Below are 18,987 nucleotides of genomic sequence, written 5' to 3' on the forward strand. Positions count from 1 at the left end.
TGTTCCCATACCATTCGCAATGACTAAAGGTTGTTGTGCTGACCATCAGAGAGAGACTCCCTTGTCACCCACCATTTTTTCCAGCAGCCAGATCAACACGAAATCGATCAATACAATAAATACGGCAAGGGAAAAAACGGTCGGATCCAGCGATGACACCGTGCGGCTATAAAGCCATATCGGCAAGGTCATGCTGTTGATGTCGTACAGAAAGAAGGTCACCGTAAATTCGTTGAAAGAAATAATGAAGGCGAACAACATGCCTGCCAGAATGCCGGGGCGCATCAATGGCAGCACCACGTCGATCATGGCCCGAAAGGGGCCGGCGCCCATGGAGAGCGCCGCCTCTTCAAACTCGATGCCGATGCCGGCAATCGAGGCGGAGCAATTCTTCACCACAAAGGGCAAGGACAAGATCACGTGCGCAATCACCAGGCGAAACAGCCCAAGATCGACCGGAAGGTAGCTGAACACCATCAACAGCGATATGCCCAACATGACCATGGGATAAACCAGAGGCAAGGCAATCAACTGCTCGATGCTTGCTTTCCCGGGGAAATCGTAGCGGTTCAAGGCATATGCGGCAGGTATCGATACGGCCGCAGCAATCAGCATGGTAGCCACGGCGACGATCAGGCTGTTGCTCAAGGCCTGCCCCATCGACAGCACGTCGCTGGCATCGGGTACGACAAACGTGCGCCAGGCGGCGTGATACCAATGCAGGCCATAGCTGGGCGGCGGGAACTGCAGCGTGTCGGACGCGCTGAACGACATGATGATCATGGCGATGATAGGCAGCGCGGCCAGCAGCAACACCACAGCGGCCAGAACGCTGGCCAGCCGGCCAGGCTCGCCGGGCATTGTCCGGCGCATCAGGCGAAGGCTCATTGAACACCTCCTTCAATTTTTCGCGTACGCAACACCAGCTTCTGCGATACCGCCATCACACCCAACGTCACCAGCATCAGAATAACGCTGGCCGCGGACGCCGCAGGCCAGTTGAGCAAGGGCGCAATCTGGTCGCGTATGAGGACGGCCAGCATCGTGACGCGCCGCCCGCCCAGCAGCAGCGGTATGGCAAAAGCGCTGGCGTTGTAGGCAAATACCAGCAAGGCGCTGGCCAGGATTCCCGGCATCGCGAGCGGCAACAGCACGTGACGCAATATCTGCCAGCGGCTTGCACCCATGGTGGCCGCCGCTTCTTCATACGTGGTCGAAACCGACTTCAGCGCGCTGGCCATGGGCAATACGGCCAGAGGCAACGCGGTTTGCACCAGCCCCAGCAATACGCCGTTTTCACGATACAGCCACAACACAGGCCGCTGCACGACGCCCAGGGCAAGCAAGGCGTTATTCAATACGCCGCCCGGGGCCAGAATGATGAGCCAGCCATAGCTTTGCAAAAGCAAATTGACCAGCAATGGCAACAGTACACCCGTCAACAGCAAACGGCGCGCCAGCGCCGACCGGGTGCGGGCCATTGCCATCGCCACGGGAACGGCCAGCAGCATGGCCAGCACGGTGCTCTGAAAAGCCAGGCTCAGGGTGAGCCACAGCGAGCGCGTGTAATAGGGTTCGAGCAGTCCGGCATAACTGTGCAGTGAAAAGCCGCTCCACTCGTGCCCCTGGACCCCGAAGCTCATGCGCAGCACAGCCAATGTAGCGATGGACAGCACTGCAAGAAATGACAGCACCGGCAACAACAAAAGCCAGCGGCGCGCGGGAAAGCCGGGATCCGGCGCATCGTGTGCCCCAAGCCCGGCTTTGATAACGCCCTTTTTGGTCTGTGTCATTTCCATGGCAGCTTATGCGGAGAACATCTCGGTATAACGCCGCACCCATTCGCCTTGCACCACCGACAGGGCCTTGTCGTCGTGGACCAGGGCCTTCTCTGCAATCTGTTGCGCAGTGGGTACATAGCGCAGGCTGTCGGCCGGTACGACCGCCTTGGAATTCACGGGGCCATTCAACACATCGGCCGCCATTTTCCCCTGCACCGAAGCGTCAAGCGAATGGTTGATGAAGGCGTGGATCAGGGCAACATCGCCAGGATGCGATTTTGGAATCACCGTATACATAAGCTGGGCGGCAAACCCTTCTTTCATGCCGTACGCGGCACCCATGTTGTACTCGGGCTTTTTGATGGCCGCCGGAAAGAACGCGGGCGAATAGATCCCGCCCAGGTCGAGCGACTTCGTGCGGAACAGTTCGGCCACCTGGTTCGGGTTTTCGCCCAGCATCAAGACTCGGTCCTTGAGCAGCGCCATTTTCTTGAAGCCGGGCTCGATATTGCTTTGCGAACCACCCGACATGCCTGCGGCAATAATGACGGTGTCGACCGCCTCGACAAAGCTGGGAGGGGGCAGGAATATCCGGCCGCTGTATTTTTTGTCCCACAAGGCTTCGTAGCTGTCAGGCGCCGCCTTGACCGTGGCTGTGTTGTAAATCAGGCCATCGGTCCACAGCAAATAGCCCACGCCAAAACCATTGGCGCCCGTACGGTAAGCCTGAGGCACATCCTTCAAATTGGGCAGGCGGTTCAAATCGGGCTGCATCAGCAGGCCCGCTTCGGCCAGGCCGCTCGCGCCCACTCCGGCCAACGTGATCACATCGTATTGCGGCTTGGTACCCGCGGCCTTCAGCTTGGCCACCATCCCGGAGGTTCCGTCAGCGCGATCGGCAATGACCTTCGCGCCGGTCTTCTCGGAAAAAGTGGCCGCAATATTGCGCAACGCCGCCAAGCCGGTGTCATCGGCCCAGGTCAGAAAACGCAGTGTCTTGCCCTTGAAGTTCTGCTCCTGGGCATAGACATTGACAAATGGCGCCGATATTACCGTTGCGGCCGTGGCAAGGCCCAGGGATTGAATGATCTGACGCCGCCGAGTATTAATATTTTGCATAGCTCTCTCCTGTAATGGATGAGTAAAATTGAAGGCGAAACCGAGGGTTTACGCGACCTGCCGCAAATAGAGAAACCGATCAACAGGGCGTGGCAAATGTGGCGAGGCATGGCGCAAGGCCGGCAGGCTGTCCGGGTTGAACAGCGCGCCAGTCAGCAAGAATGACCGAGGGGGTAAATGCCGCATATTGTCTCTCTCCGTATCCGGGGAATTTTTGATTTTTCGGGAATAGCCGCAGTAACGCCCATTTCCCTTTCTCATGACTGGCATTCTTATGTATTGCGATCGCCCCCACAATCGAAATATAATCATGGCAGCCATGCAAAATTCTAATGGCTTAATACAAAGTGATTCGTGCTAGCGGAGTTTTATATGAACAGGCTGCCGCCCCTGAAGGCCTTGCTGGTATTTGAAACCGTGGCGCGCCACCAGAATATTACGCGTGCGGCCAGCCACTTGTGCCTGACGCAAGGCGCCGTCAGCCGGCAAATATTGCTGCTTGAAGAGTATTTCGGTTTCCCCCTGTTCCAACGCCACGCACGCGGCATCACGCTCACCAGCGAGGGCGAATCGTTGCTGCCGACCCTGCGCGAAGCTTTCGCCCAAATCGAAGAAGTATCCACGCGCCTGATGCGCCGCCGTGTCGAGCTGACGTTGAAAGTGCCTACCTGCGCCATGCGCTGGATATACCCAAAAGTAATATCGTTTCAAGCCGAACACGCCGACATTCCTCTGCAAGTGACGACAACGCTGCAGCACAGCGTCGATTTTCAGCGCGAAACTTTCGATGCGGCCATCGTCTACGACATGCCGGTCGACAAGAACCTCCATGCACAATTGCTGTTCACGGAACAACTGACGCCCATGTGCGCTCCGTCTCTGCTCGATGGGCGCGACGCCATGACGCAAGAGGACTTGAGCCGCATGACGCTATTGCACCCGACCAGGGATCACCGCGATTGGGAGGCATGGGCGCGTTACGCGGGCTTTCAGAACATCGATACCGGGAGCGGGCAAAGCTTCGACACGCTGGACCTGGCCGTCAACGCCGCAACCCAGGGGTTCGGCGTCGCCATCGGCGATTGCGTGCTGGCCAGCGAAGACATCGAGATGCAACGGCTGGTAAAGCCGTTCGATTGTGTCATGCCCGGCCAAAGCTATTATTTCGTCTACCCCAAGGCAAGCGCCAACCAGGAAAAATTGGCCGCGCTGCATTCATGGCTAAGCCGCTATTGCGTCGACAATACGCAGGCCGAGATCGTAGCGTTTTAATGCGGGGTGGTATCCGCCAGCCCTGTATCGGCACCCCTGTAGCGCCACCCCTTGTGGGTGGCACACAATCTTGGCAATCAAGATCGTATTGCATAGATGACAGGCACAAGGCCTGTCGCTACAGGCCTGTCGCTACAAGCGACAGATACGTTTGTAGCGGCACCCCTTGTGGGTGCCATTCGCGGCAAGCCATCCTAAACCGCAAAAACGGTCAGGCCAGCGCCTTCTCGCCCGCGTCCAGATACGCTTCTATCGGCGGGCAGGCGCAGACCAGGTTGCGGTCGCCATACGCGTTATCGACACGCGCGACCGGCGGCCAGTACTTGCCGGCGCGCAGGCTGGCGACCGGGTAAGCCGCGGTCTCGCGGGTATAGTCGTGGTGCCAATCCTCGACCAGCAGCATTTGCGCCGTGTGCGGGGCATTCTTCAGCACATTGTCGTCGGCGTCCGCCGCCCCGCTTTCAACCTGGGCGATCTCGGCGCGGATGGCAATCATCGCATCAATAAAACGATCCAGTTCGGCCAGGCCTTCGGACTCGGTCGGCTCGACCATCAGGGTGCCCGCCACCGGAAAGCTCATCGTGGGCGCGTGAAAGCCATAATCGATAAGGCGCTTGGCAATGTCTTCGGCCGAGATTCCGCTGCTGTCTTTAAGAGCACGCATGTCCAGTATGCACTCGTGAGCCACGCGGCCGTTCTTCCCCGCATACAGCACCGGGTAATACTTGCGCAAGCGCTCGGCGATGTAGTTGGCATTCAGAATGGCGACTTCGGTGGCCTGCAACAGGCCTTCGGCGCCCATCAGAGTGATGTACAAATAGGGAATGGGCAAAATGCTGGCCGAGCCGTAGGGCGCGGCCGATACCGGTCCCACCGGCGCCTGCGCGGACAGCTCGCCCCGATCATTCAGCAGCCCGGGCAGATAAGGCGCCAGATGCGCCCGCACGGCGATCGGACCAATACCCGGGCCGCCGCCGCCATGCGGAATACAAAAGGTCTTGTGTAAATTCAAATGCGAAACATCGGACCCGAACTTGCCGGGCTGCGCCAGACCCACCATGGCATTCATGTTCGCGCCGTCCAGATACACCTGGCCGCCCGCTTCATGCACCATGGCGCAGATCTGCGTCACGGCCACTTCGAAAACGCCGTGGGTCGAGGGGTACGTAATCATCAGCGCCGCCAGGCGATCCCCTGTCTGGGCGATTTTGGCCTGCAAATCGGCAACGTCGATATTGCCGTGGTCGTCGGACGCGACCACCACAACGTCCATCCCGGCCAAATGGGCCGACGCGGGATTGGTGCCATGGGCCGACGACGGTATCAGGCAAACATTACGCTGATTTTGCCCTTGCGACTGATGATAGCCGCGGATAGCCAGCAGCCCGGCATATTCGCCTTGCGCGCCCGAATTGGGCTGCAGGCTGATCGAATCGTAGCCGGTGATTTCGCACAAGGCCGCCGACAGGCGGGCGATAAGCTTCTGGTAGCCCTTGCTTTGCTCGGGCGGGGCAAAGGGATGCATGGCGCCGAACTCGGGCCAGGTCACCGGTATCATCTCGGCCGTGGCGTTTAGCTTCATGGTGCACGAACCCAAGGGAATCATGCTGCGATCCAGGGCCAGGTCCTTGTCGGCAAGGCTGCGCAAATAACGCAGCATATCGGTTTCGGACTGAATTTTAGAGAATATGGGGTGAGCCAGAACGGCCGACGTACGCTGCAAGCCGGCAGGGATGCCGTGCTGCGGGGGTAAAGCCTCGCTGGCCGTCCAGGTCTTGCCCAGCGCGCGGGCAAAAATCTGCACCAGTTGCGTCACATCAGACACGGTCACGGTTTCATCGAGCGACACCGCCAGTTGGCTCGCGCCCACCTGGCGCAAATTGATCGAAGCCGCCTGGGCACCGCGCACGATCGCCTGCGTGTGCTCGCCGCTATCGAGCAGCAGGGTGTCGAAAAAACTCGCGTTGCGGCTGGCCAGGCCCAGCGACTGCAGCGATTCCCGCAAATAGGCCGTGAGGTACGCCACGCGCTGGGCTATGCGTGTCAGGCCATGCGGGCCATGCCACACCGCATACATGCCGGCCATCACGGCCAGCAGCACTTGCGCCGTGCAGATGTTGGAGGTGGCTTTCTCGCGGCGTATGTGCTGTTCGCGCGTTTGCAGGGCCAGGCGCAGCGCAGGCGCGCCCTGGCTATCTTTGGACACCCCGACCAGGCGTCCAGGCATGCTGCGCTTGAAGGCGTCCTTGCAGGCCATGAAGGCCGCATGCGGCCCGCCAAAACCCAGCGGCACGCCAAACCGTTGAGCCGAGCCGATGGCGATATCGGCGCCCCATTCTCCAGGCGGCGCGAGCAAAACCAAAGCCAGTAAATCGGTGGCGACCGAGACAACGCCGCCCGCCGCGTGCACGGCCTCGGCAAGACCACGATAGTCTTCGATCGCGCCCAGGCTATGCGGGTATTGCAGCAACACGCCAAAACAATCGGGGATGCCTTGGGATTCGTCGCCCACGACGATATCTATACCCAGCGCTTCGGCCCGGGTGCGCAGCACGGCCAAGGTTTGCGGGTGACAATGCTGCGAGGCAAAGAACACATGGCTCTTGGAACGCGAACTGCGCCGCGCCAGCGTCATGGATTCGGCGGCCGCGGTTCCCTCATCGAGCAGGGACGCGTTCGCAATGTCCAAGCCCGTCAGGTCGGCCACCATGGTCTGATAGTTAAGCAGCGCCTCGAGGCGCCCTTGCGAGATTTCGGGCTGATAAGGCGTGTAGGCCGTATACCAGGCCGGATTTTCCAGAATATTGCGCAGGATGACGTTCGGGACATACGTACCGTAATAGCCTTGCCCGATGTAGTTGCGAAAAACCTGGTTTTCGCCAGCCAGCGTTTTCAGTTCGGTCAACGCTTCGGCTTCGTTGCGCGGCCCGGGCAAATCAAGCACACCGCGCTTTAGGATGCTGGCAGGCACCACTTCCCGAATCAGGCTCTCCAGGCTATCCACGCCGATTGCCGCAAGCATTTTCGCCTGGTCAGCCCGGGCAGGCCCAATGTGACGAGGCACAAAATCGGTATGGGGATCTAATTCACGCAACATGGAAAGAACCTAACTATGTAGCGACACCCCTTGTGGGTGTCATTGATGGTGATGATGAGTTCGTTTTTGTAGCGGCACCCCTTGTGGGTGCCATGGGCGGTGGCACCCACAAGGGGTGCCGCTACAACAAGGGGTGCCGCTACAAAAGAATTAACCCGCGTTGACCACGGCCTCGTAGGCCGCGGCATCGAGCAACGCGCTGACGTCAGCGGCGTTCGTGGGCTTGATCTTGAATATCCAGGTATCAAAAGGCGCTTCGTTGATCAGATTCGGTTCGGCATCGAGCGCCTCGTTGAAGGCCACGATTTCGCCGGCGATGGGCGCATAAATATCCGATGCGGCCTTGACCGACTCGACAACCCCGGCGGTTTCATCCGCCGCCAGGGTCGTGCCCGGGTGAACATCGCCCACAAAAACCAGGTCGCCCAGTTGATCCTGGGCCGTGTCGGTAATGCCAACGAGGAACACATCACCCTCGGCTTTGACCCATTCGTGAGAGGACGTGTACTTGCGATCGCTGGGTAGACTCATGATTGACCTCGTTTGAAAATTGATAAGTGTTTTATAAAGCGCAAGCCCTAAGGGGCCAGGATTTTACCGTGGCGCACGAAAGGCAACGGCGCCACCACCGCAGGCGCCCACTTGCCGCGAATTTCGATTTCGACCTTGTCGCCGGGCTGCGCGCCGCTGGGGACGCGGGCCATGCCCACCGAAATGCCTATCGTAGGAGACATGGTGCCACTGGTTACTTCGCCCTCGCCCTGAGCGGTGCGCACCTTCATGTGGGCGCGCATCACGCCGCGCTCGAGCAATTTGAGCCCTACCAGCGAATGCGCCACCGGCACGGCTTCAAGGGCGGCGCGGCCAATAAACTGGCGTTGCGCGTCTTTCAGCGATACGGTCCACGACAGGCCCGATTCCTGCGGGTGCACGAAATCATCCATATCCTGGCCGTACAAGTTCATGCCGGCTTCCAGGCGCAAGGTATCGCGCGCGCCCAGGCCGCAGGGGCGCACGCCGTGCGCAGCCAGGTCGCGCCACAACGCTTCAGCCTGCGTGGCGGGCAACACGACTTCAAAGCCGTCCTCGCCGGTGTACCCGGTGCGCGCGACCAGGGTCAATTCGTCGACCAGGGTGGCCACGAACGGGGCCAGCGCCTCGGTCGCAACGCGCCAGGCCGGGCGGGTTGCCCACAATTTTTCGCGCGCGTTGGGGCCTTGTACGGCAACCATCGCCAGATCGCGGCGCGGATTAAGCACCACATCGAAATGCTCGGCGTGCGCCACGCGCTGCATCCAGGCGATGTCCTTGTCGGCGGTGCCCGCGTTGACCACGACACGCCAATTGTCGGCCGCGAAAAAGTAGACGATCAGGTCGTCGATAACGCCGCCCTGAAAATTCAGCATGCATGAATACAAGGCCTTGCCCGACACACTGAGCCTGGCCACGTCATTGGCCAGCAGGCGCCGCAAAAAGGCCTTGGAATCGGCCCCCGTCACGTCGATATTGAGCATATGCGACACATCGAACATGCCGGCGTCTTTTCGCACGGCATGATGTTCTTCGAGCTGCGAACCGTAGGCCAGCGGCATTTCCCAGCCGCCGAAGTCAACGACCTTGGCGCCGGACTCGATGTGCACATTGAATAAAGGGGTACGCTTGAGCGCAGAAGACATAAAAACTCCGAAAAGGAACAGGACACGACGCACAGCAGCCCGCTGGTGGCACCGCCCCTCTGTCCTTTTGCCTGAGAGTTAGCCCGCAACCTTCGCGCGGGTTTTCACCTTCGGCGCTCGCGACGCCGCCCAATGGGGTGCGCGAGTCTCTCCAGAGTGCTGCCCCGTCTGTCTCGGCCGGAGATACAGACAGCACATGAGCGGTACCGGGTGCCTGAGCGATTCTGGGCGAATTGCGCCTTCGGCGGTCGAAAAATCGACGCTCTCCCACTTCATATAATGACAGCAAGCGCAAAGCATAACTCGAAAGACAGCCCAACGCCAAATCAATTCAGTGCGCGCGGTCAGGACCGTTGCAGCCGCTGCAAGGCACGCCCGCAGGCCGCGCCGGAGGCCCAGGCCCACTGAAAGTTGTAGCCCCCCAGCCAGCCGGTTACATCCAGGGCTTCGCCCACGATATACAGGCCGGGCACGGACTTTACCTGCATGGTTTTTTGATCAAGGGCGCGTGTATCCACACCCCCGCGCATGACCTCGGCCTTTTTGTAGCCCGCGGTTCCGGTCGGAACCAGCGGCCAGCGGTGTATCTGCCCGGCCAGGCTGCGCAACAAGCGGTCAGGCGCATCGGCCATGCGCATGACCGCGATATCGTGCTGGGCGTCCCGGGCATTGGCGAGCCACTGCTCGGCCAGGCGCCTGGGCCACAAAGTGCTCAGCACCGAGCCAAGCTGCTGGCGGTTGCCCGCTTTGGCCCCCAGCAACTCATGCTCGAGATCACGGCCCGGAGCCAGATCCAGGACGATGGGCTCTCCCGGGTTCCAGAAACTGGAAATCTGCAAAATGGCGGGTCCCGACAGGCCGCGATGCGTAAACAGCAAGTCCTCCAGAAACTGCGTCCCGCCCTTACCCGCCCCGGTGCGGACATTGACCTCCAGCGCCACGCCGCTCAAGGTGCCAAACGCCTTCCAGTGTTCGGGCTCGAAGGTAAGGGGCACAAGCGCCGGACGCGGTTCAACCACTTTCAGGCCAAACTGGCGCGCAAGCCCCAACGCGAAATCGGTCGCCCCCAATTGCGGGATGGCCATGCCGCCGCAGGCCAGCACCAACTGATGCGCGCGTATCTCGCCCAGCGAAGTCCGAAGGGTGAAGATACCGTTACCGCGCGCCACTGCGGCAACCGAACAGGGCATGCGCCAGGCCACCCGGCCCAGGTCGCACTCGCGGCGCAACAGGTCGATAATCGATTCGCTCGAATCATTGCAAAAGAGCTGCCCGCGGTGTTTTTCGTGCCAGCCTATGCCGTACCGCTCTACCAGGTCGATGAAATCGCGCGGCGTATACGCCGCCAGCGCCGAGCGGCAGAAATTGGGGTTTTGAGAAAGAAAATTGGCCGGACCCGTGCCAATATTCGTAAAATTGCAGCGGCCCCCGCCCGAGATGCGGATTTTTTCCGCCAATTTGGCGGCGTGGTCGATAAGCGCGACCTGCAAGCCACGCTGCCCCGCCATCGCCGCCGCCATCATTCCGGCGGCGCCGGCGCCTATCACCGCCACATCAAAAACGCCCGCACTCCCGCGCATCAGTCTTCGTGGATGCAATCGACGTAGTAGCGCACCGTGCCGTCGTCCGTGGTGTCTTCGGCCAGCCCATGGATATCGGTCTCGAACCCCGGGAACATCGCATTGAATTTGCGCGCGAACTGTAGATAATTCACGATGCGATGATTGAACCGCTCGCCGGGAATCAGCAGCGGGATGCCCGGCGGATAGGGCGTCAGCAATACGCCAGTGACGCGCCCTTCCAGATCGTCGATAGACACGCGCTCAGTCTCGCGATGCGCCATTTTGGCATAGGCGTCCGAAGGCTTCATGGCGGGAATCATATCGCTTAAATACATCTCGGTCGTCAGGCGGGCGACATCATGCTCGCGATAGGCCTCGTGTATACGCTGGCACAAATCCTTCAAACCCATTTTTTCGTAGTACCGATGATTGCGGCAGAACTCCGGCAAGATGCGCCACAAAGGCTGGTTGCGATCGTAGTCGTCCTTGAACTGCTGCAAAGCCGTCAGCAACGTATTCCAGCGGCCTTTTGTGATGCCGATGGTAAACAGGATAAAGAACGAGTAAAGACCGGTTTTTTCCACGACCACGCCGTGTTCGGTCAGGTACTTGGAGACGAGCGCCGCGGGGATTCCCGTTTCGGCGAACGTACCCGAGATATCCAGACCCGGATTGACGATCGTGGCCTTGATCGGGTCGAGCATATTGAAGCCTTCGGCCAAATCGCCGAAGCCATGCCATTCCGCCCCCGACTCGAGCATCCAGTCATCCCGGTTGCCTATGCCGTCGGCCGCCAGCCGATTGGGACCCCACACCCTGAACCACCAGTCGTTCTTGCCGAACTCGGACTCGACCTTGCGCATGGCGCGGCGAAAATCCAGGGCCTCGCGGATGCTTTCTTCGACCAGCGCCGTCCCGCCCGGAGGCTCCATCATGGCCGCCGCCACGTCGCACGACGCAATAATGGCGTACTGCGGCGAGGTCGACGTATGCATCAGATACGCTTCGTTAAACACATTGCGGTCAAGCTTGCGGGTTTCGGACTCTTGCACAATGATTTGCGAGGCCTGCGAAATACCTGCCAGCAATTTATGCGTAGAGTGCGTCGCAAACACCATGGCGTCTTTGCTGCGCGGCCGATTCTGGCCGATGGCATGCATGTCCTGGTAGAACTCGTGAAACGCGGCATGCGGCAGCCACGCCTCGTCGAAATGCAGGGTGTCGATTTCAGAGCCGAGCTTCTCTTTGATCATCTCAACGTTGTAGATAACACCGTCGTAGGTGCTTTGCGTCAGCGTCAGGATGCGCGGCCGCTTGTCCACCGCCTCGCGCGCAAACGGGTTGGCTTCAATTTTCTTGCGGATATTTTCGGGCTCGAATTCCGCCAGCGGTATCGGCCCGATAATCCCCAGATGATTGCGCGTAGGGCGCAAGAATACGGGGATGGCACCCGTCATGGTGATCGCATGCAGAATCGACTTGTGGCAATTCCGGTCAACCACCACCACGTCGCCCGAAGCCACATTGGCATGCCACACCACCTTGTTGGAGGTAGACGTGCCATTGGTGACGAAGAAACAATGGTCCGCGTGGAAAATGCGCGCGGCGTTGAGCTCCGACTCGGCAATGGGACCGGTATGATCGAGCAACTGGCCCAGTTCATCGACCGCATTGCAGACGTCGGCGCGCAACATGTTTTCGCCGAAGAACTGATGAAACATCTGCCCCACCGGGCTCTTCAGAAAAGCCACGCCCCCCGAGTGCCCCGGACAATGCCACGAATAAGAGCCGTCCGACGCATACTTGACCAGCTCGCGGAAAAACGGCGGCGCCAGTCCATCCAGATACGCGCGCGCCTCGCGAATGATGTGGCGCGCCACAAATTCGGGCGTATCTTCGAACATATGAATAAAGCCATGCAGCTCGCGCAGAATATCGTTCGGGATGTGCTGCGAGGTGCGCGTTTCGCCATACAGATAGATGGGGATGTCTTCATTGCGAAAACGCAGTTCGCCGATAAAGAGGCGCAGATTCTTGATGGCATTGGCCACGTCTTCGGGCGAATCGACGTCGAACTCTTCGTCATCGATCGATAGAATGAACGCGCTGGCGCGGCTTTGCTGCTGGGCAAAAGAGCTAAGGTCGCCATAACTGGTCACCCCCAGCACCTCGACCCCTTCGGCCTCGATCGCCGACGCCAACGCGCGGATGCCAAACCCCGAGGCATTCTCGGAGCGGTAGTCTTCATCGATAATGACGATGGGAAAACGAAATTTCATCAAAGTGGTTCCGGCTAGGTTCGAGGCAGGGTCACGCCTTGCTGGCCCTGATATTTTCCGCCGCGATCGCGGTACGAGGTTTCACACACCTCATCGCTTTCAAAAAACAACATCTGCGCACAACCCTCGCCGGCATAGATCTTGGCAGGCAGCGGAGTGGTGTTTGAAAATTCGAGCGTAACGTGGCCTTCCCACTCGGGTTCCAGCGGCGTCACGTTAACAATAATGCCGCAGCGGGCATAGGTGCTCTTGCCCAGGCAGATCGTCAGGATGCTGCGAGGAATACGGAAATGCTCGACCGTACGGGCCAGCGCAAACGAATTGGGCGGAATAATGCACACATCGCCTTCAAAATCGACAAACGATTTTTCATCGAAGGCTTTGGGGTCGACGATAGTCGAATTGATGTTCGTAAAAATCTTGAACTCTCGGGCACAACGCACATCGTAGCCGTAGCTGCTGGTTCCGTAACTGACGATCTTGCCGCCGTTGGCTGTCCGCACCTGGCCCGGTTCGAAGGGTTCTATCATACCCCCGGGGGCCACGCGCTTGATCCAGCGATCACTTTTAATACTCATCGAAACTCCCGAGAAACCATCACCTTTTGCATGGGCGCTTATTTTATCGCTTACCCACCGAAGAATGTACGGCTGTTTGAAGAAACCTTCAGTCTTTGAAAATAGTCCGGTAAATCAGCGCGATCCCATTGGTTGTGCCCACGCTCAAGTCGGCCGTCAGGCCGCGCGCCAGCGTGTAGCTAAGCCGCCCCACCGTGCCAGTGTCCGAAAGCGCCTGTTCAAGGCTCACCGTAATCGTTTCAGAAAGCTTTTTGCTTGCCCTGACAAACCGCTTTTCGAGCGTGTCGTTGCTATTATTGACATCGTTGACCACCGTCTGGACGGGCAGCAGGCTTCCCGTGCTGCCCAGCTCTCCGGACTGTATGCTGACCTCGTCAAGGCCCAACTGGCGGTAAAACGGCGCCCCATCGCCCAAAAGCGAAGTCCCCACGGACAGCAGCAAGGCCGCGTCGCTGCCTCCCTGATCGGGGCCACGCCCCAACAATAGCCAGGACAGCTTCTCGACATCGCTCACATCCGGATAAGACACCAGGCCAATCCGCGGGCGCTTGGCGGTGCCTGCCACACGCACGCCGGCCTCGACCGCCACGCCGGTGCGCAACGCTTCGATATTCAGAACCGGATTGGCGATATCGCCCTGGAACGTAATCGTTCCGCGCCGCAACTGCAGCCGTTGCCCGTAGGCCAAAATGGCGCCGCCGCGGGTTCGCAACGCACCCTCGGCCACCAGTTTGTCGCCTTGCATCAGAATCTGCATCGAACCCACCAGACCCGAATCCAGCCCGTAACCGGTAATGTAGAAACGCGGCCCCAGATCCACTTTCAGATCCATGGAAATATCCATGGGCACGCTGACTTTTGCAGTTTCGCCGCGGCGCATGACCACCACGTCGCTATCCAACGTCGGAATACTGCTGAGCATATCCAGATCGAACCAGCCGGCGTCGGCGACCACGCTGCCGGTAATCGCAATCTTGGGGACCTGCGCATCGATGCGAAGCGCCCCCGTCACCATGGCATAACGATCGGAGCGCTGCAAGAACGGGTAGCGATATAAATCGATGTTGACCACTCCGGCGGACTTCAACAAGTCCCAATCGCCGCTCAAGGTGAGGTGGCCGCCCTTTGCGCCGGGATCGGTGTGCAGCCATTGGCTGGTGCGCCACTCTTTGGGGTCGACGCGCAAGCTCGCGGGGAAGCTCAGCTTGTCGAGTATTAGGCGCTCGTTGACGAAATGCGCCGCCAGCGTGCCGTCGAGCAGGCGTATGCCATCGTCCAGACGCACAAACCGGATGTGCTGCCCGTTCACCGCCCCCTGGATCGTCCACGCGCCGTGAGCGCCGCTTTGCGCCTGTACATCGGCCTGCAAGGCGCCCCCCAGGTCGGTCGCATCGCCTAAAAACAAGCTAAGCCAGCTTAAATCGGCCATATCGGCATGCAGCTTCAGTGTTTTGGGGTCGTTCGGGTCAAACGTCAATTGACCGCCGACCGAGGTCCTCAGCGTTGTTGTGCCGGTCGCCGTGATGCGCCCGCGTTTGGCGGTCCGGATATCAAGATCGGCGCTTATGCGGCTTGACGCCGCGCCGGCCCGGCTGGCGCTGACATCCAGGGTGAACGCCTGCAGGCCCAGCGGAAAGCCCGGATCGCCCGGGACGATAATGTCGCCCGACAGACGCCGGATTCGGGCGTGACCGCCGAGCGTGCCGGCAAACTTCAGATCCCAATCGGCCCCCAGCACAATTTGTTTGCCGTCATTGCGGCGTCTGGCCGGGTTATTGACACCGCCACGATCCGCCTTTTGTCCGGCAGGGGCGCCGAATATCTGCTGCAGCTCGTCGATAACCGGGCGCGAGATAACGGCCTGGGCTATCGCCCCCTGAGTTTCCCATCGCCCGTGAGAACCGCGCGAACCTTGATGCTGAATCGAAAAGCCTTGCTTCGAAGGCAGTTCAAACGCGACAGTGGCCGCCCCCACCTGCCATTGCCAGGCCGGCGCCACGGCGTCGGGAACGAAGGAAATGGCCACAGGGCCTTGCAAACGAGCGGTGATGCCGCGTGTGTTGGCCTGCAAAAGATCAACCTTGCCGCGCCAGCCGTCGGGGCCGTTGCCCGACGGCCCCCAGGATCCGGTGGCGACTATGTGGGCCTGGATGGGGGATTGGGTTGAGAACTTGGTTGGTGCAGGCTTGGGAGGCGTGGCACCCACAAGGGGTGCCGCTACAGATTTGGCGGGTGCCGCCACAAATTTGGTAGGGGTGTAGCCCCACTTCATATCCGCGTGATGTTTAGCCAGGGAACCGCCAAGCTCGCCTTGCAGCGTCGTTGCGCCGGCGAGTCCGGGCCAGAAGGCGGCCAGTTCAGGGGCGAACAGGTCAAGCTTCAGGCGGCTGGCGTCACGGCCCAAAGAACCTTGCGCACGCACGCGGTTCTTGCCCAGGCGCACGTCCATGTCCACATCATCGAGCCTCAGGAATTTCCACAGATCGGAGGCGGCCGGAACCGCGGCAGATGTCGCCGTGGCTGTTGCCGCGGACGTGGCGGTTGTAGCGGTTGTAGCGGCTGTCGAAGATGTCGCAGACGTCGAAGATGTCGAAGATGTCGCAGACGTCGAAGATGTCGAAGATGTCGAAGATGTAGCAGACACGAGGGATGCCGCAGGCACAGCGGACACTACAGCCGTATTCGTGATCCGGGCTTTGATCGCGCCCGACAAGGCCTGCCTGTTCCAGCGCGACGCCGGGTCGAACTGCACATTCAGGTCGGCCGAAACCAGATCGCGCTGATTGCGCAAACGCGTATCGAATGTAATCGTCGACGTAAGCAAGGCGGGCGGAATCGCAGAACCCAGCAGCTCACTGAGATTCAATCGGGTGCCGGCAATCGACCCCTGTATGCGATCGTCCACTTCCTCGCCCGCCGCCTGACGGTTCCATTCCACCTGCGCCTGCAGTGCCGAACCATCGGGCAGATGCAGGTTCAACATCGCGTCACGCAAAGGGAATCCGGCACGCGGCGCAAGGTTGGCGTTGCCGTCCAGCGTCAGGCCCTGGCCATGCGCGGCCAGCACCACTTTCAAGGCATCCAGCGACCCGTCGACGGTGGTCTGCACATCCACCACGCAAGCCTCGGCCGACGCATTTTCCTTATCGCCCTCGGGAATCGTTGGAACAAAATGGCGCGCGCACAAGAGCGAATCGGAGGGCAGCCCTCGGGCATGGAGCGTGAAGCGCCCCTGCATGGGCCAGGGATCGGCCAGATCCAGCAGCTTCAACTCGCCATCCATATCCATATTCATGGACTCATATCCCAAGCCGATATGATGCACCGACACCAGCGCCCCCTTATCGGCCGTCGAGAGCGAAGCAACCACATCCTTCACCGACATGACGATAGGCTGGCCATCGAGCTGCACCTTCAGCGTGCCCAGCGCAAATCGGTCCAGCACGATGCCAACCGGCAAAGGCGGCAGCTTGAACGGCGCCGCGGCCGGCGCAGGCACGGGCGGCGCGGGGACATCCAGCTCCAACTGATCGGCGGTCAGCAAACGGATGTGCAGGCGGTGATCCAGAAACTCGCTCCAGTTCACGTGTGCCTGCAGGCCCTGCGCCTTGATGGTCACTTCGGGCAAGGCAAGATCTAGGCGTCCTATGCGAACCCCGCTCCAGATCGACCCTTCGACATCTTCTGCCTGGCCATCGAGCTGTCCGACCGCCGTCTGAACCACCCAGCGGGTGCCCGCATCGGTCGCCACGCACCAATACACAAAACCGCAAGCAACCGCCAGCAACAGGACTGCCGCCGGGCCCAGCCCGACCACGACGCGTCGACTCCATCGCAACAAGGCGCTCAAAATGCAATACCCAGAGAAAAATGTATGCGCAGCTTGTGATCGCGCTGGCCATAGGCCACATCGGCATAAAACGGACCCGCGGGGGTGCGCACCACGGCTCCTATGCCATAGCCTACGGCGAGCTTCATCTGCCCAAACGAGGCCGCAGCGTCGCCTGCATCCACAAACACGTCCATCCCGTAACGATCGTTAAAGTAATGTATGTACTCAACACTGGCTACGGCCAGCGCCGGCGCGCCGACAATCGCGGCGCCTTGCACGATCCCGATGCTCTGATAGCGGTAGCCTCGTATGGTACTGGCGCCCCCTGTGCGGTAACCGAAGTCTTCGGGCAAGCGCGCCGTATGCGACCAGACCTTGCCTACCTGGGCGCGCACCGTCAGGACATCGCGCCGGCCGACCGGCCACCATTGCTGAGCCCGTATGCTTGAACGATAAAACGGTTCGCCGCGATCCAGCGTGACTCCGGCGCCCAATCCCACGGCAATCAGGTTACCCTCGCGCGGATCGGACTTATCGTCGACGTCGCGGCGCAACCAGTCCCAGGTTCCAACCAGAGTGGGCACCTCATACTTCCCAAAGTCGGCAATCTTGGTTTTATCGTAAGCCGCCAGCAACGCCCACTGGGTTTCATACTGTACACGGCTATCGCCGGCCGCATTGCGCTCGATCTTGCGCTTCCACCCCAGACCGACGCGACTCGTGTCCAGCCCCTCGATATTGGAATGGCTAAAGAGCACCCCCACGCTATCTTTGTAGCCGTTCACCGTGGGTGCAAAGTGCACATCGTAAAACGCCCGCTGGCGATTCTTGTCGGCCCCGGCACCCGTTTCGATCCATACGGGCTGCCCAAACACCACGTTCTGACGATACAGGACTTCGCCGCGTACGCCGTTGTCGCTGTCTATTCCCAGCGAGGTGGAAAACCGCCGCGCGGGCGCTTCGGACACGCGCACTTGCAGGGGCAGTTCCACCTCGCCATTGGGCAGCACCGTGCGATGGGCGGGGTTGCTGTCCAGAGTGACGAACGCGCCCCGAAAAAACCCGGTGGACTGCAAGGCCTGCTGCCAATCATCCAGCTGTGTCTGGTCGTACGGCTCGCCCGGCTCGTAGCGCACATAACGATCGATCAATTTCTGCGGTACGCGCTTCAAACCCGTGGTTGTCATGGCGCCCAGGCGCACGCGCGGCCCGCTATCCACATCCATACGTAAATCGGCGGTGGCCGAGTCGGCGTCTATCCTGGCCTGCGAACTGAGTACGTGTGCCAGAAAAAAATCTTTACTGCTCACATTGTCGATCAGCGAGGCCTTGGCCTGACGCCAATCTTCGTTGATAAAAGGCTGGCCGGCCTTGAGCTCCCAATGATTCTTGATGAGCGTGACCCGCCCCGCAAACTCGGGCGAGGCAATCTGCCCCTTGAACGAAAGATCGACCGATTCGACCTTGGTGCGCTCGCGGGGCTCAATGGTGATGTCCCAGGTTTCCCCGCCCACGTCGCGGCCCACATTAAGCGTTACCTTGGGCGAAAAATACCCCTGGGTTTCCAGCGCCGAAATGGTGGCTTCGCGCGCTCGGCGCCGCAAACGCGACAATTCGCTGGCGTCCTGGTCTGTGGCCAAACGGGTAATCACCCCCACCGAGCTGGTAATCGACTGCAGGGCCGCCGGGCCCACCCCTCCGGGATCGATAATCACTTCGGGCGCCGCGGCCCAGGCATCGTAGCCCAGGCCCAGCGCCAACAGCAGGCAGGCGGCGCCCGCACGCATCACA

General features: G+C 60.2%; 13 protein-coding genes and 2 riboswitches. Of the genes, 2 read left to right on the forward strand and 11 right to left on the reverse strand.

The genetic code is table 11. The features are described 5' to 3' along the window. Positions 1 to 45: 45 nt before the first annotated feature. Genes EDC26_RS01150 through EDC26_RS01160 form a run of 3 tightly spaced genes read right to left on the reverse strand, consistent with a single transcriptional unit; the run spans position 46 to position 2,900 of the window. Positions 46 to 888: an ABC transporter permease gene (locus EDC26_RS01150; protein WP_132579424.1), complete on the reverse strand. Its 843-nt coding sequence runs from the start codon at positions 886 to 888 to the stop codon at positions 46 to 48. Next, on the reverse strand, positions 885 to 1,793 hold the full coding sequence (locus tag EDC26_RS01155) for an ABC transporter permease (RefSeq protein ID WP_243700736.1): 909 nt from the start codon (positions 1,791 to 1,793) through the stop codon (positions 885 to 887). Before EDC26_RS01155 ends, EDC26_RS01150 begins: the two co-directional genes overlap by 4 nt. A 12-nt stretch (positions 1,794 to 1,805) precedes the next feature. Then, positions 1,806 to 2,900 carry an ABC transporter substrate-binding protein gene (locus tag EDC26_RS01160; protein WP_132579426.1) on the reverse strand — a complete coding sequence of 365 codons (1,095 nt, stop codon included), beginning with the start codon at positions 2,898 to 2,900 and terminating at the stop codon, positions 1,806 to 1,808. An 18-nt stretch (positions 2,901 to 2,918) separates the two neighbouring features. Here EDC26_RS01160 and EDC26_RS20030 point away from each other — a divergent pair, with 18 nt between their 5' ends. Together EDC26_RS20030 and EDC26_RS01165 are read left to right on the forward strand one after the other, a co-directional pair. Continuing rightward, the gene (locus EDC26_RS20030) at positions 2,919 to 3,065 is read left to right on the forward strand and encodes a hypothetical protein (protein WP_165930866.1); all 147 of its coding nucleotides are present in this window, start codon (positions 2,919 to 2,921) and stop codon (positions 3,063 to 3,065) included. Positions 3,066 to 3,272: 207 nt separating this feature from the next. After that, positions 3,273 to 4,172 (forward strand): LysR substrate-binding domain-containing protein, encoded by a 900-nt coding sequence (locus EDC26_RS01165; protein ID WP_132579427.1) that lies wholly within the window; start codon positions 3,273 to 3,275, stop codon positions 4,170 to 4,172. Between the two features lie 211 nt (positions 4,173 to 4,383). Here the strand turns inward: EDC26_RS01165 and gcvP are convergent, their stop codons facing one another. The 8 genes from gcvP to EDC26_RS01205 form a co-directional block, all read right to left on the reverse strand. Beyond that, entirely contained in the window at positions 4,384 to 7,269 is a 2,886-nt protein-coding gene (gcvP, locus tag EDC26_RS01170; protein WP_132579428.1) for an aminomethyl-transferring glycine dehydrogenase, read from the reverse strand. 150 nt (positions 7,270 to 7,419) lie between these two features. Next, a complete protein-coding gene (gene gcvH, locus EDC26_RS01175; protein WP_132579429.1) occupies positions 7,420 to 7,800 on the reverse strand; it encodes a glycine cleavage system protein GcvH in 381 nt (126 codons plus the stop codon). 47 nt (positions 7,801 to 7,847) lie between these two features. Continuing rightward, on the reverse strand, positions 7,848 to 8,945 hold the full coding sequence (gene gcvT / locus EDC26_RS01180; RefSeq protein ID WP_132579430.1) for a glycine cleavage system aminomethyltransferase GcvT: 1,098 nt from the start codon (positions 8,943 to 8,945) through the stop codon (positions 7,848 to 7,850). 49 nt (positions 8,946 to 8,994) lie between these two features. Further along, positions 8,995 to 9,110, reverse strand: a riboswitch (glycine riboswitch). A gap of 26 nt (positions 9,111 to 9,136) precedes the next feature. After that, positions 9,137 to 9,225: riboswitch (glycine riboswitch) on the reverse strand. A gap of 64 nt (positions 9,226 to 9,289) precedes the next feature. Continuing rightward, the gene (locus EDC26_RS01185) at positions 9,290 to 10,525 is read right to left on the reverse strand and encodes a BaiN/RdsA family NAD(P)/FAD-dependent oxidoreductase (protein ID WP_132579431.1); all 1,236 of its coding nucleotides are present in this window, start codon (positions 10,523 to 10,525) and stop codon (positions 9,290 to 9,292) included. Continuing rightward, complete coding sequence (locus tag EDC26_RS01190) at positions 10,525 to 12,786, reverse strand: arginine/lysine/ornithine decarboxylase (RefSeq protein WP_132579432.1); 2,262 nt, start codon at positions 12,784 to 12,786, stop codon at positions 10,525 to 10,527. The genes EDC26_RS01185 and EDC26_RS01190 overlap by 1 nt, the downstream gene beginning before the upstream one ends. A 14-nt stretch (positions 12,787 to 12,800) precedes the next feature. Continuing rightward, positions 12,801 to 13,364 carry a dCTP deaminase gene (gene dcd, locus EDC26_RS01195; protein WP_132579433.1) on the reverse strand — a complete coding sequence of 188 codons (564 nt, stop codon included), beginning with the start codon at positions 13,362 to 13,364 and terminating at the stop codon, positions 12,801 to 12,803. 88 nt (positions 13,365 to 13,452) lie between these two features. Then, positions 13,453 to 17,214, reverse strand: coding sequence for a translocation/assembly module TamB domain-containing protein (locus EDC26_RS01200; protein ID WP_243700737.1), 3,762 nt, complete (start codon positions 17,212 to 17,214; stop codon positions 13,453 to 13,455). Continuing rightward, positions 17,211 to 18,983 carry an autotransporter assembly complex protein TamA gene (locus EDC26_RS01205; protein ID WP_132579650.1) on the reverse strand — a complete coding sequence of 591 codons (1,773 nt, stop codon included), beginning with the start codon at positions 18,981 to 18,983 and terminating at the stop codon, positions 17,211 to 17,213. Before EDC26_RS01205 ends, EDC26_RS01200 begins: the two co-directional genes overlap by 4 nt. Positions 18,984 to 18,987 lie beyond the last annotated feature (4 nt).

It is taken from the genome of Paralcaligenes ureilyticus (assembly GCF_004346225.1).
GTDB classification, from domain to species: domain Bacteria; phylum Pseudomonadota; class Gammaproteobacteria; order Burkholderiales; family Burkholderiaceae_B; genus Paralcaligenes; species Paralcaligenes ureilyticus.